The organism is Acinetobacter sp. WU_MDCI_Abxb74, from assembly GCF_025513915.1.
In the GTDB taxonomy this organism is placed as follows: Bacteria; Pseudomonadota; Gammaproteobacteria; order Pseudomonadales; family Moraxellaceae; genus Acinetobacter; species Acinetobacter calcoaceticus_C.
In genome coordinates this window covers 83,681-108,532 of sequence record NZ_JAHPRP010000006.1, presented here as the reverse complement: position 1 = coordinate 108,532, position 24,852 = coordinate 83,681, and the positions used below count along the sequence as shown (strand labels likewise).

28 protein-coding genes are annotated in these 24,852 nt (G+C 39.7%); 13 read left to right on the top strand and 15 right to left on the bottom strand.

The genetic code is table 11. The features are described from left to right. Nucleotides 1-17 precede the first annotated feature (17 nt). From KTH84_RS11865 to KTH84_RS11835, 7 genes are all read left to right on the top strand, one after another. Nucleotides 18-776 carry a hypothetical protein gene (locus tag KTH84_RS11865; protein ID WP_262473238.1) on the top strand — a complete coding sequence of 253 codons (759 nt, stop codon included), beginning with the start codon at nt 18-20 and terminating at the stop codon, nt 774-776. Nucleotides 777-911: 135 nt separating this feature from the next. Continuing rightward, entirely contained in the window at nt 912-1,484 is a 573-nt protein-coding gene (locus KTH84_RS11860) for an HdeD family acid-resistance protein (protein ID WP_202742700.1), read from the top strand. Between the two features lie 114 nt (nt 1,485-1,598). Beyond that, nucleotides 1,599-3,578 (top strand): ATP-dependent helicase, encoded by a 1,980-nt coding sequence (locus tag KTH84_RS11855; RefSeq protein WP_262473237.1) that lies wholly within the window; start codon nt 1,599-1,601, stop codon nt 3,576-3,578. Between the two features lie 74 nt (nt 3,579-3,652). Beyond that, complete coding sequence (locus KTH84_RS11850) at nt 3,653-3,892, top strand: RNA recognition motif domain-containing protein (protein WP_005302115.1); 240 nt, start codon at nt 3,653-3,655, stop codon at nt 3,890-3,892. Nucleotides 3,893-3,901: 9 nt separating this feature from the next. Beyond that, the gene (locus tag KTH84_RS11845; protein ID WP_202742579.1) at nt 3,902-4,264 is read left to right on the top strand and encodes an ASCH domain-containing protein; all 363 of its coding nucleotides are present in this window, start codon (nt 3,902-3,904) and stop codon (nt 4,262-4,264) included. An 81-nt stretch (nt 4,265-4,345) separates the two neighbouring features. After that, entirely contained in the window at nt 4,346-4,849 is a 504-nt protein-coding gene (locus KTH84_RS11840; protein ID WP_202742580.1) for a DUF6586 family protein, read from the top strand. 112 nt (nt 4,850-4,961) lie between these two features. Beyond that, a complete protein-coding gene (locus KTH84_RS11835; protein ID WP_002114792.1) occupies nt 4,962-5,240 on the top strand; it encodes a hypothetical protein in 279 nt (92 codons plus the stop codon). Between the two features lie 36 nt (nt 5,241-5,276). On the opposite strand, the gene KTH84_RS11830 is transcribed toward KTH84_RS11835, so the two are convergent. The 4 genes from KTH84_RS11830 to KTH84_RS11815 all read right to left on the bottom strand — a co-directional run bounded on the left by KTH84_RS11830 (nt 5,277) and on the right by KTH84_RS11815 (nt 9,158). Beyond that, on the bottom strand, nt 5,277-6,986 hold the full coding sequence (locus KTH84_RS11830; RefSeq protein WP_133975513.1) for a cation:proton antiporter: 1,710 nt from the start codon (nt 6,984-6,986) through the stop codon (nt 5,277-5,279). A gap of 151 nt (nt 6,987-7,137) precedes the next feature. Then, nucleotides 7,138-7,293: a 50S ribosomal protein L33 gene (rpmG, locus tag KTH84_RS11825; protein WP_003654787.1), complete on the bottom strand. Its 156-nt coding sequence runs from the start codon at nt 7,291-7,293 to the stop codon at nt 7,138-7,140. Nucleotides 7,294-7,305: 12 nt separating this feature from the next. Continuing rightward, nucleotides 7,306-7,542, bottom strand: coding sequence for a 50S ribosomal protein L28 (rpmB, locus tag KTH84_RS11820; protein WP_000048256.1), 237 nt, complete (start codon nt 7,540-7,542; stop codon nt 7,306-7,308). A 167-nt stretch (nt 7,543-7,709) separates the two neighbouring features. Next, on the bottom strand, nt 7,710-9,158 hold the full coding sequence (locus KTH84_RS11815) for a coniferyl aldehyde dehydrogenase (protein ID WP_202742581.1): 1,449 nt from the start codon (nt 9,156-9,158) through the stop codon (nt 7,710-7,712). A gap of 112 nt (nt 9,159-9,270) precedes the next feature. Here KTH84_RS11815 and KTH84_RS11810 point away from each other — a divergent pair, with 112 nt between their 5' ends. The 5 genes from KTH84_RS11810 (at nt 9,271) to KTH84_RS11790 (ending at nt 13,107) form a co-directional block, all read left to right on the top strand. Then, the gene (locus tag KTH84_RS11810; RefSeq protein ID WP_042894718.1) at nt 9,271-9,963 is read left to right on the top strand and encodes a TetR/AcrR family transcriptional regulator; all 693 of its coding nucleotides are present in this window, start codon (nt 9,271-9,273) and stop codon (nt 9,961-9,963) included. Nucleotides 9,964-10,038: 75 nt separating this feature from the next. Then, on the top strand, nt 10,039-10,902 hold the full coding sequence (gene purU, locus KTH84_RS11805; protein ID WP_262473233.1) for a formyltetrahydrofolate deformylase: 864 nt from the start codon (nt 10,039-10,041) through the stop codon (nt 10,900-10,902). Nucleotides 10,903-11,283: 381 nt separating this feature from the next. Next, complete coding sequence (locus tag KTH84_RS11800) at nt 11,284-12,039, top strand: energy transducer TonB (RefSeq protein WP_202742582.1); 756 nt, start codon at nt 11,284-11,286, stop codon at nt 12,037-12,039. Between the two features lie 43 nt (nt 12,040-12,082). Next, on the top strand, nt 12,083-12,703 hold the full coding sequence (locus KTH84_RS11795) for a MotA/TolQ/ExbB proton channel family protein (RefSeq protein ID WP_004641039.1): 621 nt from the start codon (nt 12,083-12,085) through the stop codon (nt 12,701-12,703). Beyond that, the gene (locus KTH84_RS11790) at nt 12,703-13,107 is read left to right on the top strand and encodes an ExbD/TolR family protein (RefSeq protein ID WP_003654800.1); all 405 of its coding nucleotides are present in this window, start codon (nt 12,703-12,705) and stop codon (nt 13,105-13,107) included. Before KTH84_RS11795 ends, KTH84_RS11790 begins: the two co-directional genes overlap by 1 nt. Before the next feature lie 56 nt (nt 13,108-13,163). On the opposite strand, the gene msrA is transcribed toward KTH84_RS11790, so the two are convergent. The 7 genes from msrA to lgt form a co-directional block, all read right to left on the bottom strand. Continuing rightward, entirely contained in the window at nt 13,164-13,688 is a 525-nt protein-coding gene (gene msrA / locus KTH84_RS11785; RefSeq protein WP_262473231.1) for a peptide-methionine (S)-S-oxide reductase MsrA, read from the bottom strand. Nucleotides 13,689-13,788: 100 nt separating this feature from the next. Further along, the gene (locus tag KTH84_RS11780) at nt 13,789-14,844 is read right to left on the bottom strand and encodes a DUF4105 domain-containing protein (RefSeq protein ID WP_262473230.1); all 1,056 of its coding nucleotides are present in this window, start codon (nt 14,842-14,844) and stop codon (nt 13,789-13,791) included. Nucleotides 14,845-14,858: 14 nt separating this feature from the next. Further along, nucleotides 14,859-15,368, bottom strand: coding sequence for a dihydrofolate reductase (locus KTH84_RS11775; RefSeq protein WP_262473228.1), 510 nt, complete (start codon nt 15,366-15,368; stop codon nt 14,859-14,861). 45 nt (nt 15,369-15,413) lie between these two features. Then, a complete protein-coding gene (gene thyA, locus KTH84_RS11770; RefSeq protein WP_075431260.1) occupies nt 15,414-16,256 on the bottom strand; it encodes a thymidylate synthase in 843 nt (280 codons plus the stop codon). A gap of 164 nt (nt 16,257-16,420) precedes the next feature. Next, complete coding sequence (locus KTH84_RS11765; protein ID WP_042894733.1) at nt 16,421-16,786, bottom strand: hypothetical protein; 366 nt, start codon at nt 16,784-16,786, stop codon at nt 16,421-16,423. A gap of 5 nt (nt 16,787-16,791) precedes the next feature. Further along, nucleotides 16,792-17,157, bottom strand: coding sequence for a hypothetical protein (locus KTH84_RS11760; protein WP_202742586.1), 366 nt, complete (start codon nt 17,155-17,157; stop codon nt 16,792-16,794). Nucleotides 17,158-17,236: 79 nt separating this feature from the next. Beyond that, entirely contained in the window at nt 17,237-18,055 is an 819-nt protein-coding gene (lgt, locus tag KTH84_RS11755; RefSeq protein ID WP_202742587.1) for a prolipoprotein diacylglyceryl transferase, read from the bottom strand. Nucleotides 18,056-18,148: 93 nt separating this feature from the next. Between lgt and KTH84_RS11750 the strand changes: the two genes are divergently transcribed. Then, nucleotides 18,149-18,928 carry an NRDE family protein gene (locus KTH84_RS11750; protein ID WP_262473347.1) on the top strand — a complete coding sequence of 260 codons (780 nt, stop codon included), beginning with the start codon at nt 18,149-18,151 and terminating at the stop codon, nt 18,926-18,928. A 52-nt stretch (nt 18,929-18,980) separates the two neighbouring features. On the opposite strand, the gene KTH84_RS11745 is transcribed toward KTH84_RS11750, so the two are convergent. The 4 genes from KTH84_RS11745 to tatB all read right to left on the bottom strand — a co-directional run bounded on the left by KTH84_RS11745 (nt 18,981) and on the right by tatB (nt 24,850). Next, complete coding sequence (locus KTH84_RS11745) at nt 18,981-21,314, bottom strand: PhoX family protein (protein ID WP_262473223.1); 2,334 nt, start codon at nt 21,312-21,314, stop codon at nt 18,981-18,983. A 205-nt stretch (nt 21,315-21,519) separates the two neighbouring features. Next, entirely contained in the window at nt 21,520-23,472 is a 1,953-nt protein-coding gene (locus KTH84_RS11740; RefSeq protein WP_262473221.1) for a PhoX family protein, read from the bottom strand. Between the two features lie 173 nt (nt 23,473-23,645). After that, entirely contained in the window at nt 23,646-24,416 is a 771-nt protein-coding gene (tatC, locus tag KTH84_RS11735) for a twin-arginine translocase subunit TatC (protein ID WP_262473219.1), read from the bottom strand. Next, complete coding sequence (tatB, locus tag KTH84_RS11730) at nt 24,413-24,850, bottom strand: Sec-independent protein translocase protein TatB (protein ID WP_133975498.1); 438 nt, start codon at nt 24,848-24,850, stop codon at nt 24,413-24,415. The genes tatC and tatB overlap by 4 nt, the downstream gene beginning before the upstream one ends. Nucleotides 24,851-24,852 lie beyond the last annotated feature (2 nt).

Here is a 24,852-nt window from a genome sequence, read left to right as displayed (position 1 = left end):
TTTTATGGGGAACAAGAATGTGGAAAAACATTCGAGTCTTATGCTTATTCATTATTTTATTGATTGTTGCTGTTCAAGCATGGCGAGATCAGAATCAAGACTGGAATCAATCTATTGTAGTCGTTCTACATCCAGTGAATACTGATGGTTTACAGACAACACAGAGCTATATTCATCAGTTGAAAAATGAAGATTTTTGGACAATTAAAAACTATTTAAATGAGTGGTCACAGCATTATCGCGGGCAATCAGGGAACTTTGAAATTCGCTTAGGACAACAGTTGCAGCAACGACCACCTGAGGTTCCTCAAAATGCCAATATCTTGCATGTTATGTGGTGGAGCCTAAAGTTTCGTTTTTATGCATGGCGACAACAACAACCCGAGGATAGTGGAGCCTCACTCAAACTTTACTTAAATTATTATGATCCGAATTATCAGAAAGTCTTGATCCATTCGACTGCTTTAGAAAAAGGTCGTATTGGTAGCGTTAATTTATTTGCGACCAAAACACAAGCTTCACAAAATCAGGTTGTGATTGCTCATGAGTTATTGCATGGCTTTGGAGCACAGGACAAATATGATTTAAAAACAGGACAACCTATTTATCCTTTAGGTTATGCCCAACCTGAAAAAGTGCCTCTATATCCACAGACTGATGCCGAAATCATGGGTGGTCGAACGCCCTTATCTGAGCAGAGCAGTAAAATGCCGAATGGCTTACAAGAAACAATCATAGGGTTACCTACTGCCCAAGAAATTGGCTGGGTGAAATAAAACTGTGGATAAATACTGCTTTATCCACATCAATTGTTAAGAAACGATGCAGATTTTATACAGACAAAAAGTGTGAAGTACATCACTATTGTTGGGTAGATGAAATTCTAATACCTGATAATAAGAGTAGCCATGATGAAAACTGTAGGTAATGATTTGGTACGTAATCAGTTACATGCTGACCGTAAATGGTATTTGATATTAGGCTTTGTGCTTATTGGTTTTGGTCTGATTTTATTTAGTTCATTGCCATTTGCGACTTTTTCTGTCGTTTTTTTATTTGGAATACTCATGATGGTCGGCGGTGTGTTACATCTCGTCGCGGCTATGAGTGTTTTTAAAGGTGCAAGCCGATGGTTATGGGCACTGTTTGGTGTGCTGTATCTCATGGCTGGCTATTACGCTTTTTCTACTCCAGTCACTACAGCTGTTGTTTTGACAAGCCTATTGTCTATAGCGCTGATTATTGCTGGTGCTATACGTACTATAAATGCAATTTTACTTAAGCCTATTACAGGATGGGGCTGGACCTTGTTTTCAGGATTGCTCACCTTATTTACAGGTATTTTAATTTTGGTTTCTAAAGATTCACCTTTTTGGGTGCTGGGAATGTTCCTTGCTGTTGATATCTTATTTCAGGGAATTAACTTCCTTGGTTTAGCTTCAGCCATCAAACATCTTCCATCTAGTTCAAAAACAGTATTTTAAAAATAATATCGACTCAAAGAGCACTTTAAGTGCTCTTTGTGTTTTTAAGAGTCTAAGGTTCATCTCTGTTCTGGGTCTGCTAAACTATGCCTTGGTGTGTTAGCGATATGTGTTATGAGTCTTGCAAAATTAATTAATGAACTAAATGCTCAGCAAAAAAAAGCAGCGACTACCTCTGCACAGAACTGTTTAGTTTTGGCGGGTGCTGGTTGTGGCAAGACTAAAACGATTGTTGCGCGTGCAGCCTATTTAATTGATCAAGGCTTACCAGCAAATCAAATTCAGATTTTAACTTTTACGCGACGTGCTGCGAGTGAGATTGTTGCAAGAGTAGAGCAACATGTAGGAGCACAAGCAAAAGGTTTGCGAGCTTCAACTTTTCATACTTTTTGTATGTATTTACTACGCCGTAATCCACAAGCTTTTGGGTTAAATCAATTTAGTATTATTGATCGCGATGATCAATTACTCATGTTCCGTTTATTAAGAGGCAAAGATAAAGATAATGTTTTGCCTAAAGCCGCAGAGCTGTGTGATTTATATTCTTATGCTCGAAATACTCAAACAAAGCTTTCGGAAGCATTAATCAAACAGCTTCCAGATGCATATGAGCATAAAACTCAAATCGCAGATTTGATGAAAACCTATGAGCAGCGAAAAAGAGAACGTAATTTTTTAGATTACGACGATATCTTGTCGATTGTGGCTGTACATTTACAAAACTCGGAAGCACTCACCAACTGGGTTGCAGGTTTTTGTCAGGCACTGCTGGTTGATGAAATGCAAGATACCAACCCTTTGCAATGGGCTTTATTGCAGCCGTTAATTGGTAAAGTGAAGCTGTTTTGTGTTGGTGATGATGCGCAGTCAATTTATGGCTTTCGTGGTGCAGACTTTGAAAATATCCATTCTTTTAAAGAGCGGATACCTGACGCAGTCATTCATACACTGGATTTAAATTACCGCTCGACTCAAGAAATTTTAGATTTATCAAACTGGTTATTAGCAAATAGCCCAATTGATTATCAAAAACAGTTACAAGCACATCGTGGTCAAGGCCAAAAGCCACAGCTACATTTATTTGGTAACGAGTTCGAAGAGGCGAATTGGATTGCGCAAGACTTAATTACACGGCATCAGCAAGGTGCGGGCTGGTATGACCATATGGTTTTAGTCCGTTCTGGTTATAGCGCTCGTTATTTGGAAGGGGCTTTTATTGCTGCTGAAATTCCTTATCGTTTTATTGGTGGTGTAAAACTTCTTGAGTCGGCACATGTGAAGGATGTGCTTAGCCTACTAAGGATTGTGAGTAACCCTCACGATGATTTAGCTTGGATGCGGTTTTTAACCTTGTGGGACGGTATTGGCGATGTTGGAGCGAGTAAGCTAGCTCAAGAGCTAATGGGAATTACTGATGTTGAGGAGCGCTGCAAGCGTCTAGAGCGCCATGGAAAAGTTCCTTTACAGGCCATTTTAATTTTAAAACAGCTAGATGTATTACAGCAGCATGTTGAAGCAAGTATTGGCTTAGCACTTGATGCTTTAGGTGAACAGCTAGAACAAAATTATAAAACTAAAGATTGGTCACGTCGGTTAAAAGACTTTGATTTGGTCAAACAACTTGCACGCAAACATGCATCTTTGGGCGAATTTCTTGAAGAATATGTGCTTGAACCAATTTCAATTTCTGAAATTGAAAAAGCAGCTGATCAGGATTTAGTCACTTTAATTACGGTTCATTCAGCTAAAGGTGCGGAGCAGAAAGTCTGTTATGTACCTCATGTATCGCCCAATCAATATCCTTATGCAAGAGCACAGGGCGATTTTGACGATGTCGAGGAAGAGCGCCGCGTATTGTATGTTGCATTAACACGCGCAGAAAATGAATTAATTTTGACCAAGCAAAACCTCAATACATGGTCAGAAGATAATTATGATGAGCAAGGCCGTAAAATCGAAAGTTATTTCCTAAATGATCTTCCTGCACATTTAGTTCAGGCAAAGATTCATAGGCAAGTACCTCAGCCGTTTGCCAAAAAGCAATGGAACCGTTCACCTACAGTAAATTTAGGTTTTGGTATCGATCTGGATTAAACTACTGTATAAGACACTGTGATTACTTAAATATATATTGGCTGCTCCCTTTTATTGCCAATTAAGGTTAGAAAATGAAGATATTAGTTCGTAATTTAGATCGTGCTGTGAGTGAAACTGAAATTTTAGAGTTATTCAAAGCATATGGTAAAGTTGAGACGTGTGTTCTTGTTACTGATAAAGACACAGGTAAATCAAAAGGTTTTGGTTTTGTTGAGATGCCTAACCCACGTGAAGCAATTAAGGCAATTAAAGGCTTAAACCTGCTTAAAGTTAAAGGCAATGGAATTCGAGTTAAAGCAGCCGAAGAGTAAGTCTTTATTGTGAAAAGACAGTTTTTAGCTCTTTCGATTGTCGCGCCAAATGGTACTCGCATAGCTGAAGGTATAAAAACACTTGAAGTGCGTTCATGGGTGCCGACACAGTTACCAGTGAAAGATCTATTAATTGTCGAGAACCAAAATTTTTTAGTCAAAGATACTGATGAAGAAGAGGGAATTGCTGTCGCTTTGGTTGATGTCGACTCTATTCATGCTTGGCGAAATGACGAAATTGAGTCTGCATGTGCAACTGCTTGGGACGAAGGGTATTTTGCTTGGGTTATAAGTAATGTCCGTCCTATAAGGCAGCCATTAAAAACTTTAGCTAAACGTAAAATTTATCAGGTTGAGCTGGATTTACCATAAATAACGTTGATTTTATTAATGGAGTCGTTAAGCTAAAGAATAGCTGTTGCAATAGCGATTTTAGAACAGGAAAGTTTAGTTATGTCACGTGTTGCTCGTTATCATGCCGATCGTACCAATCAGAAGCTCTATTTTGCGCGTTTAGCGTGTCAACAGGCAGAACAGACCGATCATGTGCAACAGATACAAGCTTATCGTGAAGCAGCTGTATTTCACTTACATGGCGCAATGTTAGCTTTCTTACAAGAATTGGTACGTTATTACCGTTTAAATGATTTGCAACCTACCTTAAAATCTATTGAGGAACATATGGCGGCAAAAGGGCAAGTTTCTCCTGAAGTGTCCATTTTGCAACAATTGGCAAAAGATGGCTTCGTTGCTGAATTAAAACGAGCTTATCGTATGTGCCAATATGCGCCGGAACCTAAAGAGCCGACCCCTGAAGAAGAAACATCTTCTAACCTGATTATTAAAGTGACTCAAGGTCCACAATCTTGGTTACCAGATGTTAAGATTTTGCGTGAATGGCATCGCGAATTAAGCCATTTAATCGATGGTTTTCGTAATGAAATGGTCGAGTTCTAAAATTAAACTGCCCGAGTGCTTGAAATTTACTCCGGGTGTGCCTATATAAATAAGACAAGAGATGCAAAGTGCAAGGGTGCTTTGCCACCATGTTGAAACATGGAGGAAGTATATGTCTATACAGCAATTGAAAGAGTTATTTGGGAATCAAGAAGCCGTTTTGGAATTAGTCCAACTCGAAGGTGGCGAACTCGCCTTGCGTAATGCAGGTTCTGAGAATGAACCCTTGGTTAAAATTCAATTTAGCGATGAAGTAAAAGCAATCTTGGGTGAGCAAACTCCAGTTGTTGCTCAGCATATGATTCAGGCTGCATTGTTTGGGCTGCTTGAAAAGCAGGTAAACGAGTGGCAGGCTGAGGTATTAGACGAACAGCCTAAATTCTTGAGTTAAAAAAAGCGTACTCTTGAGTACGCTTTTTTTATCGGGTTAATGAATAGTTGACTGATGGGCAAGCTCGATCTGATTTAATATATGATGGCTCATATTCTTTGCCATTTCCTCTTTGGCATAGAACACTTCACCAATATTTTCATCTCTGATCACCGCAGCTTCTTCTTTACTTTCCGCGCAAATTAACACCTGAATTTGAGGGTTTAATTGCTTGGCAATAGCCACAATACGGTGAATGTCCAAAATATCCATAGGTGAGATCACCAAGAGTCTTGCATGCATAATGTGTGCTTGAATTAAAACACTTGGTTCAGTTGCCACACCACTCACAGCAGCAATGTTCGAATGACGTAGCTTTTCTACGATTTCACGATTCTCTTCGGCAATAACGACTTTAATATTTTCATTAATTAAATTTTCAGTAATACGTCGTCCAACACCACCATATCCGACAATAACGACCTGATCGCGTAAGTAAGCTTGATCAACTTCATCGGGTAACATTGCTAATGGGTCGCCACTACGTTCAAGAAGTCGGGCTAAGTGAGAGCGCTCTCGAATCCAGCGTTGTACAGGTTCAATGGCTGAGAATATAAAAGAGTTGAGCGTAATTGAAAATAAAGCACCTGCCAGAATCAGATTTTGTGCTTCTAAAGTTAATAAACCTAATGAGACACCGAGAGTTGCTAAAATAAACGAGAACTCACCAATTTGGGCCAAACTCGCCCCCACTGTAAGGGCTGTATTGATGGGATAACGAAAGAATAAAACCAAAGCCATTGCCGCAAGTGTTTTCCCCACCATGATAATTGCGATAACAGCCAAAATATGTAGTGGACGTTCTACAAGAATATTTGGGTCAAACAGCATTCCCACAGAAACAAAAAACAGAATTGAGAAAATTTCACGTAGTGGAAGCGTTTCCTCTTCTGCACGATGACTAAAGTCCGATTCTTTAACAACCATCCCAGCAAAGAATGCGCCTAGTGCCATGGAAACCCCAAAAATGGCATAAGATCCGTAGGCGATTGAAACAGCAGCTGCAACAACAGTGAGGGTAAATAACTCTCTTGAACCTAAACGCGCAACAAACTGCATGATGATAGGAACAACACGTTTACCCACAATAAGCATAAAGGCAATGAAGCCAATTACTTTTAATAAAGTTATCCCAAGCGTTAACCAGATGTTGCTATCAGCACCTTCAGGGGCTTTGCCACCTAATAAAACAGCGGTGGCTGGAAGTAGGACTAAAACCAGTACCATCACTAGATCTTCGACCAGCAGCCACCCCACAGCAATTTTGCCGTTGACTGAATCTAAAAGGCCTCTGTCCCCTAAAGCTTTTAATAATACGACCGTACTCGCACACGACAGACTTAAGCCAAAAACGAGTGCAGAGCCAAAGCTCCATCCCCATAGCATGGATACGCCAACTCCCAACAGGGTAGCGACCGCAATTTGTAAAATCGCGCCTGGTAGGGCAATACGGCGAACAAGCAATAGGTCATTTAATGAAAAGTGCATTCCTACACCAAACATCAGAAACATGACACCGAGTTCTGCAAGTTGGTTCGCAAGATGAATATCTGCTTCTATACCCGGGGTATTCGGGCTAATAATAATTCCGGCAATTAAATAGCCGATAAGAGGGGGAAGTCTTAATCGGGCTGCAATATAGCCAAAAATGAGGGCAACGCCGAAACCAACAGCAAGTAAAATAATTAAATCTACGTCATGCGGCACTAAAAACTCCTTTTACGTGAGTTAGGCTAAAGACAAGCATAAAAAATGCCAAGGCGAAATATATGGAAAGTTTAACAAAAAAAAGTTACGTATAAAAAAAATGCAAAAAAAAACGACTTCATTGTGAAGTCGTTTTTTTGCGAGGCTAAAATTATTTGATTTTAGCTTCTTTGAAAATCACGTGTTGACGGATTTTTGGATCAAATTTTTTGATTTCCATTTTTTCCGGCATAGTACGTTTGTTTTTAGTCGTGGTATAGAAATAACCTGTACCAGCTGTAGAAACGAGACGAATCTTATCACGCATTGTTCAGACTCCTTAGATCTTTTGACCTTGAGCACGAAGGTCTGCAACAACCTTTTCGATACCCAATTTGTCAATAATACGCATACCTTTAGTGGTTAAACGAAGACGTACAAAACGTTTTTCGCTTTCTAACCAGAAACGGTGGTGGTGCAGGTTCGGCTCGAACCGGCGCTTGGTTTTGTTGTTGGCGTGTGAGACGTTGTTACCAACGACTGGACGCTTGCCGGTAACTTGGCAAACCTTAGACATGGTGTAACTCCATTGATTCAGCCAACAGCAAATCTGTGGCCAGTCATACTAAATGTAAACGGATGAATTCATTCAAGGGGCGTTTTATACCAAAAATACGATTAAAAGACAAGCGGAATTGGTAAAAACGAGGCATGATTTAGTATAACAGATCATGCCTTGATCAGTTAGCGCAACAAGGTTTTCGAAATGAAACGATGAATGGGCTTATTGAACGGTGGAAGAATGTATTTAAGGCTATAAAGTTTTGGATTTGACATTACCGAACGTTCATGAGAAAGGCTAAAAAAGCCCTCTGGTCCGTGATATTTACCCATACCTGATGCCCCAATTCCTCCAAACGGTAAATCATCCTGAGCCACATGGGTAATGACCATGTTGATTCCGAAATGTCCTGAGTGGGTGTGCTGTGCAACATAATCAGCACGCGCCTGATCATAGTCGAAATAATACATCGCTAGAGGACGTGGACGACTATTAATGAATTCGACGACTTCTTCTAGTTGGTCATATTCTAAAATTGGCAGGATAGGGCCAAAAATTTCATTTTGCATAATGTCCATTGCAGTCGTTACGCCTGTAACTAAAGTCGGCGCAATTTTACGGACATCATCTAAAATTTCATTTTGTGGGTTAACTTCAACAATACGAGCACCTTGATCGCGGGCATTTTCAAGGTAGCCCTGAATCCGGTTGTATTGCTTGTCATTAATAATAGATGTGTAATCTTGATTATTGCGGAAGTGTGGATACATGCCAGCCACAATCAATTTAAAGTTTTCGATGAACTCAGCAGTTTTTCCGCGCGGTAAGAAAATATGGTCAGGTGCAACACAAGTTTGTCCTGCATTCCATAATTTCCCTACAGCAATACGTTGAGCCACATCTTTCATATCCATTGATGCATGCACAAGTGCAGGAGATTTTCCGCCTAATTCAAGAATAACAGGAACTAGATTTTGAGCTGCGGCTGCCATCACTGTTTTACCAACAGAAGTTGAGCCTGTGAAAATCATTTTGTCAAAAGGCAAATGACTAAAAGCATCTGAAATAACGCCACCACCATTTACCACAGCAACTAATTCTTGTGGAAAGGCTTCTGCTAATACACTTTCAAGAACTCGCCCAAAGTTTGGGGAGGCACTAGAAATCTTGATCATGGCATGGTTGCCCGCTGCCAGCGCACAAATTAATGGCCCAACTGAGAGCAGCAATGGATAATTCCATGGTGTAATAATACCAATTACACCCATAGGTTGATATTGTACCCAACCTTTTGCGGGTTGATGTAATACACTGATATGGCGTTTTGAAGGTTTCATCCACGCTGTCAGATGTTTACTATAATATTTGATTTGTTCCAAACTGGTGAGTAACTCACCAATTTTTGTTTCCATAACTGCACGATTGCCATAATCAAGGTTAATTGCGTCGGCAATCTGATCTTGATATTTTACCAAGACTCTTTTAAGACGAGCTAAACGATCAATACGCTCTTTAGCAGTGGGTACCGGATGACGTAAATAAGCAAGCTTTTGTTGTTCAAGCAAATCATGTAAATGCTTAACATCATAAGGAAGCTGAGTCTCTGGATTTGTTTTTGTTTGACTGTTCATCGGTACTTACCAAATATATTGATATGTTTATTTTTTAGAGTAAATACTCTAAATAGTCAAGTCAGTTTATGTGTTTAAGTCTTAACCATTTGAATTATTAAAGGTTATTAAAATGTCTCAACCTAAAGCTCTGAAGACAAAAGACCGGATTTTACAAATCAGTTTGCAGCTTTTTAACGAGCGAGGTGAACGGTCGGTTACAACCAATCATATTGCTGCGGAGTTAGGTATCAGTCCCGGAAACTTGTATTATCATTTCCGGAACAAGCATGAAATCATTAAGGAATTAATGTATCTATATCAGGCCGAGACGTTGGAAGTACTTTCTTTACCTGACGATAGACCATTAACGACCAATGATAAAATCAACTATTTTCAAGTGCTCAGTGGCCAGTTATGGAGCTACCGTTTTATTCATCGTGATGTTTATCATTTAGTTGAAAGTAACGAAGACTTCAAAAAGATTTATCCGCGTTTTGCGGGGCAGGTCATGCAACAGGGACAAAAGATTTATCAAGCCTTTGTAGATGCAGGTCTTATGAAAATGACGGCATCAGAAATTGAAGCGCTCATTATTAACCTCTGGATTGTATTAACAAACTGGACAAACTTTTTATATATGTCTGGTCATATTAGTGACAATAACCATTTAGAAGAAAAATGGGTTTGGCAAGCATTACGCCAAATGGTTTTCCTTGAAGGGCCTTATCTTATGGGTGAAAGCCGAGCAACTTATGAGCAGTTGCTTGAATCTCTTGGCCCTTCAGATCTATTTGCCAGCTTATCGTCCTTAAAAGACGAATAGTTGTGCTTGTTTATTTAGGGCGCTAGAATACTCGGCCTATTAAAAAATTTATCTCAATTAAGTGATATTAACCAAATGAATATGACCACTGCCAATACAGCCCGTTTACTGATTACTTGTGAAGACAAGCCAGGGATCGTACAAGCGGTATCGAGCTTTTTGTATCACCAAGGTGCAAACATTACCGCGCTTGATCAGTATGCGACGGAAGCTCAGGGCGGACGTTATTTCATGCGTGTTGAATTTGAACTTGATCATTTACAGTCGCGTAAAGATGCATTAATTCAAACTTTTGCTGCGAACGTTGCTGAGCGTTATGGCATGCAATGGCGCCTTGCTTTCGTAAACGATGTTAAAAAAGTTGGTATTTTAGTTTCTAAAGTTGACCATGCATTGCTTGAGTTGTTATGGCGTCATGCACGTGGTTCATTACCTTGCGAAATTACTCATGTCATTTCAAATCATGAAGATCTACGTGAATCTGTTGAAAACTTTGGTATTCCATTTACGGTAATTAAAGTCACCAAAGATAATAAAGCTGAAGCTTATGCGCAAATTGATGAAATGATGCAAGGCAATGATTTATTAGTTCTTGCACGTTACATGCAGATTTTAAACGAAGATTTTGTTGCGAAATGGGAAATGAAAATCATCAATATTCATCATTCTTTCTTGCCAGCATTTGTGGGCGCAAATCCGTATAAACAAGCTTATGAAAAAGGTGTGAAGTTGATTGGTGCGACAGCTCACTATGTGACTGCTGACCTTGATCAAGGCCCAATTATTGAGCAAGATGTTGAACGTGTGAGCCATAACTATAATGTTGAGCAATTACGTGAGCTAGGTGAAGATGTAGAACGTAATGTATTGGCTCGTGCAGTAAAGTGGCATTTAGAAGACCGTATTATTGTAGATGGTAATAAGACCGTTGTTTTTTAAATAACGCTTATTCTAAAAAAGCACGCTTCTTGCGTGTTTTTTTATATTCAAAATACATTTGGAATGATATAACGTATCGGTGATTGGATAGGTCTGTGGTAATATTGGTTTTGTTCAATATGAAATTATTCAAGCAATACAAATTTGATTAAGTGAATGATGAGCAAGTGATCAACACTGATGTAACTATGAGAAAACTAAAGTAAAGACACTCAATAGTTACAAATGGGTGACATAGCGCAGATGATTTTCTCAAAAAATAGTTGCAAATGAAAACACTTCTCATTTATTATTGTGGCACTTTATTGTTCTATCCGATGTTTGAAATCGTTTCTATAAATAGAAATCGGAAATCATCATCCATTAGGTAATTAGATTCTTATGAGTCAATCTTCCGCAGCCTTAAATTCTCCCAATCCGATGAAAAAGAAAGTCATCACAGCACTAATTGCGGTTGCAATTGGTCATATCGGGGTTTTATGGGCAGTCAACCATATTAAGCCTGCTGAATTAAAGCCAATCGAGAAGAAACCTTTACAGGTACGTTTCGTAAAAATTCAAGAGCAACCAAAACCACTACCTCCTAAGCCAAAGGAACCGCCAAAAAAACCGGAACCTAAGAAAGAAGTGAAGGAAGTTAAAGTTGTTGAAAAACCTGTAACGCCACCGAAAAAAGTGGAAAAGATTCAACAGGTGAAAAAGGCTGAAACTCCAAAAGAAACAGTAAAGACAGAACCTAAAGTTGAAACCAAAGTGGTGACAACGACGACGACAGTCACTGAAAAAGTAGTTGAGAAACCAAAGCCAGTAGTACAAGAAGCTCCTAAAGCTCAACCTGCTCCTGATCCATCACCGAAACGAGTTTCAATTGGTGGTTCGGGTGTACAGTGGAGTCGTTCACCACGATTAACAGTTTCTTCAAAAGATTTACAAGGCGAAGCACGCTCTGTCATGGTACTGATTGAAGCCGATGAAAAAGGCAAGATTATTAATGTGCGAGTGACCAGAAGTAGTGGTATTTCAAGTCTAGATGACAAAGTTGTCCGTGCTGTTCGCGGTGCGAAATTTAAACCTTATATGGAAAATGGGGTTGCTTACCCAATTAAAGCAGAGCAACCCTTTGATTTAACCCCTTAAATGAATTTGAGTCCCAACGGCTAACCTTAATCAGGAGTTCAATATGAACTTTTCAATCTATTGGCAACATGCAGATGCAGTGAGTAAAACCCTGTATTTCATTTTATTGGCAATGTCGATTGCTACCTGGACAGTTTTCATCTTACGTTTGATGGGGACTCGCCAATTAAAGCAACAAGCTTATGCTCAGCTTTCTCAGGCTATCACTTCGCTAAAAGCAAAGTTACAACCATTAAGCTTTGAGCAACGTAAAGCGGTTGCAGAGCAGGCTCTACTTCGTCAAATTTCTGCTGAAAAAGTCAATGCTGAAAAAGGTATTTCTGTTTTAGGAACAATTGCTTCAATTGCACCATTCGTTGGTTTGTTTGGTACGGTATGGGGTATTTTCCATGCACTTGTTGCAGTAGGTAAGAGCGGACAGGCAGGGTTGGCTCAAGTGGCTACACCAGTAGGTGAAGCGCTTATTATGACGGGTCTTGGTCTTGCAGTTGCGATTCCTGCGGTATTGGCTTACAACATCTGTGTACGTGCTAACCGTGGTCTTGCTCATGATTTACAAGATCAAGCGCACAGCTTGTTAATTGACACGATGTTGCAGCAAGACTCAACTGTAAAATCTGATGTTAAAACTGCGCAGCAAAGTTATGTTGGAGGTCAAGCTTAATGGCTTTTCAATTGGGTGAAGACCACGATAGTGGCATAAATGAGATGAACCTCATTCCGCTAATCGACATTATGTTGGTGTTAATGATCATCTTTTTGGTCACAGCAACAGTTGCCAACCCATCGATTCCATTAACGCTTCCTAAAACAACTGCTGAAATTATTGATCCACCACCAAAAGCTATTACGATTAGTATTAATGCAAATGGTGAAGTGGCTTGGGATACTCAAGTAATTAGCCTTGATGAGCTTCAAAAACGTTTTCAAGAAGCAGGTCAAGGTGATGTTAAACCAACAGTTCAACTTCGCGCTGATAAAGAGTCGAAGTACGATACTGTTGCACAGGTAATGTCTCGCGCAAGTGAAGCCGGACTGAGCGATATTGCCTTTGTCAGTGAAAACTAAAATTTAGTTAAGCAATAAAAAAGCAACCGATTTGGTTGCTTTTTTATTGCTCTAATTTATTGATCTTTCATAAGATGCTGGAATTTACTATATAGCTTGAGCAACTTAGGTGGAATCGCAAAGTTGCAATAACCTTGTGAAGGATTCTTTGCATAGTAGTTCTGATGGTATTCTTCTGCTGGATAGAACGTCGGAACAGGAGATAACTCAGTCACAATATCAAGCTCGTCATCTTTTAAAGTTTGAATCGTATGTTCTGCTGCCTGCTTTTGCTCTTCATCAAAATAGTAAATAACAGAGCGGTATTGAGTGCCCATATCATTACCTTGACGGTTTAATGTAGTTGGGTCATGAGTTGCAAAGAACACATCGAGTAACTGGGAGTATGTTACTTGCTCTTCATCAAAATCTACCAAGATAACTTCAGCATGCTGAGTGTCGCCCTGACAAACTTGCTCATAAGTGGGATCAGTTGTATGCCCACCCGCATAGCCACTTGTCACTTTTTCTACGCCACGAATTTGTAAAAATACGGCTTCGACGCACCAAAAGCAGCCGCCGCCAAATAATGCCTGTTGCATTGTTTTTTCCTCTATTTCCTGCCTATTACAATAGGGTTTATATATTTAGATTACAAAGTAAAGCATGTATAAAAAAGTAAAGAAAAGTGCCTTACTTATTTCATTTTACTTGAGGTAAACCTTGGCGAACGATTTGAGAGAAATGTTCACTACTTTGATCTGAAAGCTGTTCAAAATTTTCAGTACGTGGGTTGATGTGTGCAATTTCATACCATTGTTTTAAACTAAAATTTTGATTAAGCGCTTTAAGATCATATAAATAATTAGGTAAGTAACCTGAAGCGATTAGGCGATAATCTTTAGGAAGTTGATAGGGGTTAATCGCTTGAACCATATCAAAAATTAAGGTGGTACAATTACTGGTTAGGGTGTTGTACCACTTCGGTTCTGCACGAAGTTCATCCGATTTCTTTAGATATTCTAAAAATAAGGCCTTCTGCTCGCGACGTGGCATGTTGACTGGAAAATTATAAACTTGCTCTTTGCGAATGTTACTGCGGGTGTAGACAATATCTTTTTCATCAGAAGCAATTAGGCTCAGTTCATATTTTCTAAAAAATCCACCAATTGCCGAAAACTCTTCGCTTTTTTCTTTACGAATTTCGATTGAAAATACTATGGGGTGTTGGTTCTTAAATTCAAAGCTGACCAATGTATGAGCAATTTGCGGTCCCATCCAATAAGAAGCAATGATGTTTATGCCATTCAACTGGTTAAGATCAAAAGTTCGAGTTTCCCACCGCACATCATAAGTGCCATCAGGATGCCAGTTGAAGTTACGCACATTATGGAGAGTAACTACATCGCCGTGCTTTTCGTAGCTCAGCATATTGGCAACTTCAGGGTTCCAGTCGCGGTCCTGACGTGCAGTAATCGAAAAATACCAAACGAGAGAACAAGCAAACGCGAGAAGATAAATCAGGATATCAGTACGGCGGCTAATAATATGGCCTTCAACATATAAGCCAGCCATACTGAGCGCAAAAGCGATCCAGATACCAATGAGTATGCGGCTACCTAACCAGCCAAAAGGGTGTTGAACCCAGAGCGCTACACATACCCAAATGCTAGAGAGCACAATAAACAGCGTGAATAGACTATGTAAAAACCCGAAAAGTAGGGCAGTAATAAATTCACGCGATCCAATATTGTGCATAGATGTCCATAGAATTATTTTTTATAAGTTGCAAATTCGAATGAAGTTCCTGATTTTTCATCAACTTGCTGTTCACTCGCAGTTTTATGAAATTCACTCGGGATTGTTGGATAATGTGCATCACCTTGCACATCTAAGTCAACATGAGTGAGTTCAAGACGGTCTGCAATTGACAAAGTTTGCGTAAATATTTCACCGCCACCAATAACGAAAAGTGCCTGCTTCTCGGTATTTTTTACATCTTCTAATGCTGCATTTAAAGCATCTTCAATCGAATGGGCAACTTTAACACCGTCAAATTGCCAGTTAATGTCACGGGTAATCACCCAGTTCACACGGTTCGGTAGAGCTAGACCCATCGACTCAAGCGTTTTACGGCCCATCACGACCACACCACCTTGTGTGATTTCTTTAAAATGCTTTAAGTCGGCAGAAATATGCCATGGCAACGCATTGCCTTTACCAATACAGTGGTTTTTGTCCATTGCCACAACGTGAACAACTTCTACATTTTGCCATGCCATAATCTTGTTCTCTAAATCGTAAATCTAATGAAAACTGAGCCGTCGTTATACTGCAACGGGTGCTTTAATTGCAGGGTGTGACTCATAACCTACAATTTCAACATCTTCAAATTTGAAATCAAATAAGTCTTTTACTTCTGGATTCAGTTTCAATTGGCATAGTGGTAAAGGTTCACGTGTCAATTGGAGTTGTGCTTGTTCAAAGTGGTTAACATAAAGATGCGTATCACCGCCAGTCCAGACAAAATCACCTACACCTAAGTCACACACTTGAGCAATCATATGAGTGAGTAGAGCATAGCTGGCAATGTTAAAAGGAACCCCTAAAAACACGTCTGCACTACGTTGATAAAGCTGGCATGACAACTTGTTATCTTGTACGAAAAATTGAAAAAGCGTATGACAAGGCGGTAAGGCTACTTGTCCAGCTTCGTTCGGGTTCCAACCAGAAATAATTAAACGACGTGAATTCGGATTGGTTTTGATTTCATTAATTAACCATTTAATTTGGTCAAAACCATCTTGGTTATAAGTGCCATCAGCATTTTTAGTTGCGCCGAAATTACGCCATTGATGACCATAGACAGGTCCAAGTTCATGCTCTGGGCGGCCAAAACGGGCAGTTTGTTCTGCTGTTGCCCATTCATCCCAAATTGAAACTTTATTGTCTTTTAGATATTGGACGTTGGTGTCGCCTTTTAAAAACCAAAGTAACTCAATCACAATAGAACGGAAGTGAACTTTTTTTGTGGTGAGTAAAGGAAAACCTTTAGAGAGATCAAAACGCATTTGATGACCAAATACAGAACGGGTTCCTGTGCCTGTACGGTCGCCTTTGTCACCGCCATTATCAAGGATATGTTGTAGAAGGTCTAAATATGCACGCATAACACTCTCGAGTTCGGATTAATTCCATAAAATAAAGGGGGAGATAGCTCAACGATAAATAATTACGCAATAGAGCTGCTTCATCATGAACCACTGAAGATGATACCTGTTGTAGCTCAAGATGAAAATCTAAAAATGGTTCTATGGCCTTCCGATGAACATAATTAGTCAAATCGTTTAGCACGATTTTGGTAAATCGAAACAAGAAAAAAGCCAACCAGTACAAAGCCTAAAGCTTGTAGCACAAGAATCCATTTATGTTGAGCAGGAAGCAGGTACATCAAAATAATAACGATGAAAATAGGGTAAATTCTCAGCAAAAACTGGAAGCTAGATTTGTATGAGTTGCCATCTGGAATTTTTGTTTGTAGATATTGCCCAAAATGCAGACCTAATCCGAACACGAGACTCAGCACGGTATAAACAGGGGGCAACGGTTGAACTTGATTAGCTAAATAAACTGCCACACAAACGGCAACAATACAGATGAGTTTGATATGGCGTGGAGCGTTGTACCAATAAGCCAACATGAAAACTAAACCTGTTTATTAAAAAGCGATTGAGGTGAAAAAATAAAAACAGCCAGCGCCATAAAAGCAATCCCTTGTATGCCCCAGATGAGTAAATTAGGCATAGCTTTCACAAAAATAAGGGCAAATAACAGTGCAATAGGCACCCAAGTTAGCAGGCGGTAAAGTAAACCAGTCGGATTTTTTTGAGCAAAATGTAATTTGAAATAGCGACAAATTAAAAAAATAACCCCAGTTCCGGTGAACATCAAAATCGTATCTAAAGGCAATGGTTGGTATTGATAGAGCGCAATACAAATGGCTAAAGTAATAATTAAAATCACTAATTTTTTTAATGACGGGACTTGAGTGTTAAACCAGAATTCCAGCATGGTATATCTTCATTTTGGGAGAATAAAAACTGTAGCATAAAAAAGAAAAGAGGAGCCGAAACTCCTCTGATTTATCATGTTAACTATTTTTTTGTGGACCCCAGTCGTAAATTTTCTTTTGGTAGGCGTACCACATCATCCAAAGACCAATGAGCAACATTGGAACGGTTAGGATCTGACCTTTCGTCATCCAGCCAAACAGAATAAAGCCTTGGTCTGCATCGGGCTGACGGAAAAACTCCATCACAAAACGGGCAACCCCATAGCCCATTAAGAATAGAGCAGAGACGGCCATACGTGGACGTGGTTTTGAACTAAACCACCACAAGGCAATAAATAGGATTAAACCTTCACAAATGGCTTGATAGATTTGTGATGGATGGCGAACCAGCTGTAGAGGATCGGTTGGGAAGATCATACCGAATGGGTAATTCGGGTCTGTTACCGCACGACCATATAACTCGCCACCAATAAAGTTACCGAAGCGTCCAAACATTAAACCTGTTGGTACACATGGAGCAATAAAATCGAGTGTCTGGAACCATGTTTTTTGGTATTTTTTACACCAAAATAACATTGCAATCATGACGCCTAAAAAGCCGCCGTGAAAACTCATGCCACCTGTCCAGACTTGAAATAGCCAGATTGGGTTTTCGAGAAATTTATCAAACTCATAGAAAAAGACATAGCCGACACGACCGCCCAGAACAACACCTAGGGCACCGTAGAATATTAGGTCGGAAACCATTTCTGATGTCCAGCCATCACGTTGTTTGGCACGGTAGGATGCAAGCCCCCAAGCACATAAAAATGCTAATAAATACATGAGTCCATACCAATGGACTTGAAGAGGTCCTAGATGTATTGCGACCGGATCGATATTAGGATAGGTCAGCATTGCTGCTCCTTGATCTTACGTTTTGACAGATTGTAGCGGAATGATGTGAAAAATGTTGTACATTCAATGTGTAAAGATAAGGAACAAGAAAAGATGTGTATTGTGGCTTTAGCATGGCATGTTCTGGATGATATGCCCTTGTGTCTTATGTCAAATCGAGATGAGTTCTATCATCGACCAACGGCGTTGTTGCATGCTTGGGAAAACACACCAATTGTTGCAGGGCAGGACTTACAGTCGGGTGGTACTTGGATGGGGGTAGCATCTCAAGGCCGATGGGCTGTTTTGACCAATTTCCGTGATGGGCGAGACCAAAAAACTTATGAGACTTCTCGGGGGCATTTAGTTCAGGCTTTTTTAGAGTCTGATTTATTACCTATTCGTTTTGCACAGCAATTAGAGCAGCAACAACAAAATTTTGCTGGCTTTAACTTATTTATGGGAAACGCTGATCAAGCTGTCTATATGAGTAACCGAGGTGAGGCACCGCAAGTTTTAGCCAATGGCGTCTATGTCGTCTCGAATGGACTGATGTCTGAACATTGGGAAAAAACCAAGCATTTGCGAACACGCTTTACGCAAGAGTTTTTACCCATGATTCAACATGAAACAGAAGAGTTGGTTTTACAAGACGTTGCGTGGGATATTTTAGAAGATGAGCGTAAAGTCACAACGGCATTATTACCCAAAACGGGCATTCAACCAGAAATGGAAGAGTTATTATCTTCGACCTTTATTCAGAGTCCCGTGTATGGAACACGTTGTTCGAACTTTCTAAGAATGACCAATAATGAGTGGCTTTGGTTGGAAAAGACTCAACAAGGTGAACACAGCGGTCAAATTGTGCAGCAGCAGATTCCTTTAAATAGATAGAAATAAAAATGCCGATCAATTGACCGGCATTTATTCTTAATGAATATAACAATTATCCAGCAATTACGCCGCCATCTTTACGGGTGATTACAACAGTTGCTGAACGCGGACGAGCCGTTTTATTGCTTGGGTCTTTTTGGGTTGCAGGCCAACTACTCTCTGGCGTTGCATAGCTAGCAGAATCTTCACCTGGATGCTGAACATTAATAAAGATTGCTTTGTGATCAGGTGTCATGGCGATGCCTGTAATTTCACACTGCTTTGGTCCAACCAAGAAACGGCGTAATGTTGAGTCAGTAACTTTAGCGCCGACTAGCGTTTGTTGGCCATTTGAAGTAGTTGCAGCAGCACCATCGCCAATTTGGCCTGGTAGTGCCGCAAGCATCATACAGTTGGTAACATCGGTGTAGGCACCATCGTCTGTTTGAATCCAAAGCACACCGCGTGGGTCAAACCACATGCCATCTGGTGAAGATAAGTCGTTATTATCAGTTAAACCAGATAAGTTAATGTTTGAAGCCATAGATGCTTCTGCACCGAACAAGTAGATATCCCACTTGAACGTTTCAGCAGTGGTTTTATCATTGGTTTCTTTAAAACGGATAATATGACCGTTCACATTACCTTTTTGCTCTTTGGTGCCGTTATATAAATCTGTGTAGTTACGTGGGTTAGCTGCATCAGTTGCGTAATCTTTACCACGATTTGAGTTGTTGGTGAGTGTTACATAAATTTCCCCATTCACTGGGTTGACTGTACACCATTCTGGACGGTCCATTTTGGTAGCACCGACAGCGTCGCCAGCCAAACGTGCAAATGTAACAACGTCTGCTTGAGATTTGAATGGGTAAGTGGTGTTGCTTTCATTTAAGCCATTTTTGCCATAGGCAAGTTCAATCCATTGACCTGAACCGTCGTTATTAAACTTGGCAACATACAATTTGCCTGCATTCATATATTTATCGCCGGCCGTATAGCCGCCGTTTACATCTTTAGCATCCCATACAGCGGTAGAGACAAATTTATAGATGTATTCTCCGCGAGAATCATCACCCATATAAAATGCTAATGGTTGACCTACAACGGCACGGCAAGCACTATCTTCATGTGCAAAACGACCTAATGATGTTCTTTTTACTGGGTTTAGGCGGTTATCAAAAGGATCAATCTCAACCATCCAGCCGAATGTATTAGGTCCATTGCGGTAGTCTTGTGTCGGCTGTGCAGCTTTTACATCTGCATTCCAGCGGTCATATAAGTCTTGTGACTCTACTTGACCAATTGCTGTTTCCCAACCGTAACGTGAACTTGCGCCTAAATAAATTTGTCGCCCTTGTTCATCAACGTTAGGGATTAACTCACCATTTTTATCTTTTAAATAAATAACCTTGCCATCTTTATCTTTTTTAGGGGCACCTTTTTCATCTTTCTCGTAAAGATACGGTTCATCTTTTTTAACGCCTAAACCGTAACGTTTTAATGTAATTTTTTCTGCATCTGTACGTGCATATTCATCGCTACCTGAACGTTGGAAATAACCAATAAAGTTTTCTTCGGTAGTTAAATACGTGCCCCAAGGAGTATGACCATTACCACAGTTATTATGTGTGCCGCGAGTTTGACGGCCAGCAGGCGAGAAGCGAGTTGCAAGCAAGCCAGAACCAGCTGCTGCACCTGCAAAATCCATTTCTGTTGATGCTGTAATACGGCGGTTAAAAATAGAGTTTTTATCAATTACTACTTTTTGAGTTGCAGCATCTTTTTTAATGTGAACGACAGATACGCCATGTGCATTTGTTTCACGAATCACTTCATCTTCAGGGCGGCGTCCATCAACTTTTGTTGGACCTTTTGGATGAAGGAAGGTCTGATTGATATATTCGTGATTCATCACCAACAAACCTTCAGCTGAAACACTTTCATCGAAGTTATTTTTCGAAGTATTTAAACCAAAGAAATGCATACCGTCATGGCAGTCGCCAGAGCGGAACTGGAAACTTGGACCCGATGGGATATTATTATCATTCCACTCTCCAAAGGTTGGGTTGATTGAGTCCCCTAAAGCATAAATGACATTCGCTTCATAACCTTCAGGTACAGTCACAATATCGTTGTGGTTTTTTGCAACTGCTGTAAAAGTTAGTTTTTCTGGTCTTTTATTTGGGTCTACAGGTGTGGTTCCACCATTGTTAGAGCCAGAGTCATCATCGCTATCATTACAACCAGTTAATGTAGAAGCTAAAGTTAATGCTACAGCACCGCTTGCTGCTTTGGTGATTAAACTACGGCGGCTTACATGTTGTTCTAAAATGTCACGGAAGTGGATGTTGTCTGAAGTATTGTTATCCAGTTCTTGGTCTTCATGATATGGCGTCAGCTCTGTCATGGGAAATTCCTAAGTAAATATAAAGAGATTGTTCTAAAAGTCCTCATGAGCTTAGTTTGTGAATGTGACGTGCCGTTGACGTTTTGATGATAAGTTGATGAAAAAATCAGTAACTTTTCATTTTATTTTTGTAAAAAGTGCGAGCTTACCTAAAAAACATTAAAGCTGGCTTTAGCCAGCTTTAATGTTTAGATTATATTAAAAATTATTTTGTTGTGATCGATGGTGCAATTGGGTCTGCTGTAATATAACCCACGTTAGCGCTATAACCATTGTTATAATTTTGGTTAATTAATGCCTTAACGTCTTCAGGGACACTGCTGCTATCGCCTGGGTGCTGGAAGTTACTCATGATATAAGTCCAACCATTGATTGAATCTACTGCATGCAAACCAGTTGACTCAGCACCAGCTGGTGTAGAAAGTAATCGGATTAACTCTTTGGTATCTACATTGTAGGCCCACAAGAAGTTATTAACATGATTGCCTGAGTCTTCACCAATGAATAATGTACGTAAAGTTTCAGAGAACTTCAGATTGTCTGGGCTGGCAATTTTGTCTGGATGAGCTGTATTACCTAAGCTATCTTTCGCAGCAAGATCTTCGCCCATTAACAACATATATGAGTAAAGAGGAACCCATTCACTATTAATTGCGCTACCTTGATTATCTGTAAAGCTATTGCCTAACTTATGTGCAAGAACCCCACCCGCAGTAATTTTTTTAGAGAACCCTACATTATGTTCTGCAACATAACCTTTACCGCCCACGACCATTGAATCTTGAATATTAGCTAAAGCAGAGTAGGCCACTTTATCTTTAATATTCACGTTTGTTCCTTCCATCTTGGTAAACGCCATACTTGCACCTTTTAGTGCTGCATAACGATGTGTTTCCAAGAAAGCTGCTGCTTTTTCCATACCTGGCTTAAGTTTGACCCAAAGCGTTTTCTTTGCCAAAGTAATTTCAGTATAGCTGGCATCATTTGGGTTCGTTGTTAAACTTTCCATAATGTCAGTTGACTTAATTCCACCCGCAACTAAATCTTCAATTTCTTTACTTGTCGCATGACCAAGTTTGATCCATTGAATACTCGCAGTTGAAGTTTCAGTTAAAGTATTAATGTATTTAGCGACGTACAGCGTACCTGCCGATAAGTCTTTTTCTTTGTCAGCAATGAACATGAAGAAACCACCATTTGTGTAGTCATCTCCCATAAGCGCTGTGCGGTTGTCTGGCATTACATGAATAAGTTCATGAGAAATACGGCCTAGGCAGTAATGCTTTTTAATACTACCAGTACCATCAAGGTTAACTGTTACTTCTGGCAAATGACCGTAGTTATATGGGTTTGCTTTAGTTTCATCACCAAAGAAGTATTTACCAAGATATTTTGGATCTGTACCACCAATACCTTGATTAAATGCATCAGGTTCATACTCTTCACTTGATAAGTGAGTATTCCAAGGCGATAGGCTAGCACCGCAAGTAATCCATAGACCGTGGACCGGAGCGGTATCAATATTGAAGTATTTTTTAAGTTCTAAATGACCAGTTTTTTGGTCTTGATCTAAAGTCAAAATTGCAATTGGTGATGGCAGTTGTCCATAAGTATCTCCACCAGCTTGGTCTTTTGAGCTGTACTCAAATTGAACAACATGAAATACAGGATTTGCTACGCCATCAACTTTCGCACCTTCTAACTGAATTAATGATGAACCATCTGGACAGTCTGAAAAGAACTGACGCTCTTTACCCGTAACAGACTTATCCATAATTGGATTGCCGTTAACATCAAAATAACCACCAGCGATAATTGTTCCACCACCAAGTTTTGGTACGCTATCACCAGTTTTAAAGAATGATTTATAAGCAAGTTGGTATTCAGTACTAGTTGAGTTTTCCCAATCAATTTTTAATTTAGAATTTACTAAAGTTGTTGCACGGTCTGCTGCTGCTGTTGGAGCTGACATTGCCGTAAATTTTGCATTTTTTAATTTGCTTGGTTGCGGTGTTGGAGTGACTACAGAACTGTCATCACTATCATTACAACCTGCTAACGTTGCTGCCGTAGCCATCGCCCCTAATGGTAGAAAAGGAATCCCCGAGAACCATTTTAAAATTTCGCGACGTGTTGGTTGAGTAGAAGCAGTTGTCATAATAAATCCGTAACTTTTGTGGGTATATTTGTTGAGTTGATTCTATGGCCTGAAAATGACACTTTTCTTACATTTTTAAGTCACTTTGAAGACAGTTTATGGCTTTGTAGATTGAAAAGTGCTCTAAAAGAAAAAAGCCTGAACTTTAATATTCAGGCTTTTATATATTCATTTTATTCAGCAGAATGAGTTTTTCTTTTCTCAAGAATTTTACCAAAGAGCAATCCGAGCTCAAAAAGCAGCCACATTGGAATAGCTAACATCACCATTGAAATTGCATCTGGCGGTGTAATGAACATCGCCACAAAAAAACATCCCACAATAATAAAGCGTCTTTTTTCAGCAAGACTTTTTGTGTCTACTACACCTATTAAAATGAGTAGTAGGGTTGCAATTGGAATTTCAAAAGTGAGACCAAAAACTAAAAATAGCTTTAAGCAAAAGCTTAAATAGCTATTAATATCAGTCATGGGTGCGACAGTTTCAGGCGATACACTAATAAAGAAATGTAAAATGGCAGGAAGGGTAATGTAGTATGCGAAAGCAACACCAGCATAGAACAAAACAATACTGCCAATGAGTAACGGAATCGCTAAATGTCGTTCTTTTTGATACAACGCAGGGCGAACAAAAGACCATATTTCATAAAGAATAAATGGCATTGCTAACACGAGCGCGACAAATAAATTTAATTTAAATGGAGCCATAAAGGTTGCAGTCACATCTGTAGCGATCATTGAAGATGATGCCGGAAGTTGCAGCCTTAATGGTTCAGATAATAGTTGGTATGTATTATTTCGAAAGGGTAATAAACAAAAGAATAAAAATAATGTTACCCCAACAATTCTAAATAAATGACGTCTTAAAATAACCAAATGGCTCATGATGGGCATTTGGTCTAGATTTTCCTGAGAATTTACAATGGTTGAAGGCAGTTGGTTCATACGGCAATCTTCAAGTTAACGGGAGATTTCTCTGAAATTTCAGGTGTTGATACCAAAGGAATAAACTTTCCAATGTACGGCACTTTATACTGACCCGAGATAGGCAGACATATCCGAATAGGCTTTGGCAATATTTTAGAAGCCTCAGTTTTATCTACAGTTTCGGAAATATTCTGTTTTTGTATTTCTTCAAGTTGTTGTTGTACTTTCCGTTCCAGTGCTTCAATGCGGTTGAGTTCATCCTGCATTTCTTTTCGAAATTCAGAAAGACGCAACTCTTGATCAATATCATTTTGCAAATTAGTAATATAACGTTTTAGGCGAACATACCAGCGACCAGCAAAGCGAGCCGCTTCTGGAAGCTTATCTGGGCCTAAAACTAAAATTGCAATAATTGCAAAACAGAGTAGCTCTGTCATTCCTACATCAAGCATGG

Bases quoted from the DNA above. Each gene is read 5' to 3' on its own strand.
- KTH84_RS11865 (WP_262473238.1), top strand. From the start codon at position 18: ATGTGGAAAAACATTCGAGTCTTATGCTTATTCATTATTTTATTGATT.
- KTH84_RS11860 (WP_202742700.1), top strand. From the start codon at position 912: ATGAAAACTGTAGGTAATGATTTGGTACGTAATCAGTTACATGCTGAC.
- KTH84_RS11855 (WP_262473237.1), top strand. From the start codon at position 1,599: ATGAGTCTTGCAAAATTAATTAATGAACTAAATGCTCAGCAAAAAAAA.
- KTH84_RS11850 (WP_005302115.1), top strand. From the start codon at position 3,653: ATGAAGATATTAGTTCGTAATTTAGATCGTGCTGTGAGTGAAACTGAA.
- KTH84_RS11840 (WP_202742580.1), top strand. From the start codon at position 4,346: ATGTCACGTGTTGCTCGTTATCATGCCGATCGTACCAATCAGAAGCTC.
- KTH84_RS11835 (WP_002114792.1), top strand. From the start codon at position 4,962: ATGTCTATACAGCAATTGAAAGAGTTATTTGGGAATCAAGAAGCCGTT.
- rpmG (WP_003654787.1), bottom strand. From the start codon at position 7,293: ATGCGTGATAAGATTCGTCTCGTTTCTACAGCTGGTACAGGTTATTTC.
- rpmB (WP_000048256.1), bottom strand. From the start codon at position 7,542: ATGTCTAAGGTTTGCCAAGTTACCGGCAAGCGTCCAGTCGTTGGTAAC.
- KTH84_RS11815 (WP_202742581.1), bottom strand. From the start codon at position 9,158: ATGAACAGTCAAACAAAAACAAATCCAGAGACTCAGCTTCCTTATGAT.
- KTH84_RS11810 (WP_042894718.1), top strand. From the start codon at position 9,271: ATGTCTCAACCTAAAGCTCTGAAGACAAAAGACCGGATTTTACAAATC.
- purU (WP_262473233.1), top strand. From the start codon at position 10,039: ATGAATATGACCACTGCCAATACAGCCCGTTTACTGATTACTTGTGAA.
- KTH84_RS11800 (WP_202742582.1), top strand. From the start codon at position 11,284: ATGAGTCAATCTTCCGCAGCCTTAAATTCTCCCAATCCGATGAAAAAG.
- KTH84_RS11795 (WP_004641039.1), top strand. From the start codon at position 12,083: ATGAACTTTTCAATCTATTGGCAACATGCAGATGCAGTGAGTAAAACC.
- KTH84_RS11790 (WP_003654800.1), top strand. From the start codon at position 12,703: ATGGCTTTTCAATTGGGTGAAGACCACGATAGTGGCATAAATGAGATG.
- msrA (WP_262473231.1), bottom strand. From the start codon at position 13,688: ATGCAACAGGCATTATTTGGCGGCGGCTGCTTTTGGTGCGTCGAAGCC.
- KTH84_RS11780 (WP_262473230.1), bottom strand. From the start codon at position 14,844: ATGCACAATATTGGATCGCGTGAATTTATTACTGCCCTACTTTTCGGG.
- KTH84_RS11775 (WP_262473228.1), bottom strand. From the start codon at position 15,368: ATGGCATGGCAAAATGTAGAAGTTGTTCACGTTGTGGCAATGGACAAA.
- thyA (WP_075431260.1), bottom strand. From the start codon at position 16,256: ATGCGTGCATATTTAGACCTTCTACAACATATCCTTGATAATGGCGGT.
- KTH84_RS11765 (WP_042894733.1), bottom strand. From the start codon at position 16,786: ATGTTGGCTTATTGGTACAACGCTCCACGCCATATCAAACTCATCTGT.
- KTH84_RS11760 (WP_202742586.1), bottom strand. From the start codon at position 17,157: ATGCTGGAATTCTGGTTTAACACTCAAGTCCCGTCATTAAAAAAATTA.
- lgt (WP_202742587.1), bottom strand. From the start codon at position 18,055: ATGCTGACCTATCCTAATATCGATCCGGTCGCAATACATCTAGGACCT.
- KTH84_RS11750 (WP_262473347.1), top strand. From the start codon at position 18,149: ATGTGTATTGTGGCTTTAGCATGGCATGTTCTGGATGATATGCCCTTG.
- KTH84_RS11745 (WP_262473223.1), bottom strand. From the start codon at position 21,314: ATGACAGAGCTGACGCCATATCATGAAGACCAAGAACTGGATAACAAT.
- KTH84_RS11740 (WP_262473221.1), bottom strand. From the start codon at position 23,472: ATGACAACTGCTTCTACTCAACCAACACGTCGCGAAATTTTAAAATGG.
- tatC (WP_262473219.1), bottom strand. From the start codon at position 24,416: ATGAACCAACTGCCTTCAACCATTGTAAATTCTCAGGAAAATCTAGAC.
- tatB (WP_133975498.1), bottom strand. From the start codon at position 24,850: ATGCTTGATGTAGGAATGACAGAGCTACTCTGTTTTGCAATTATTGCA.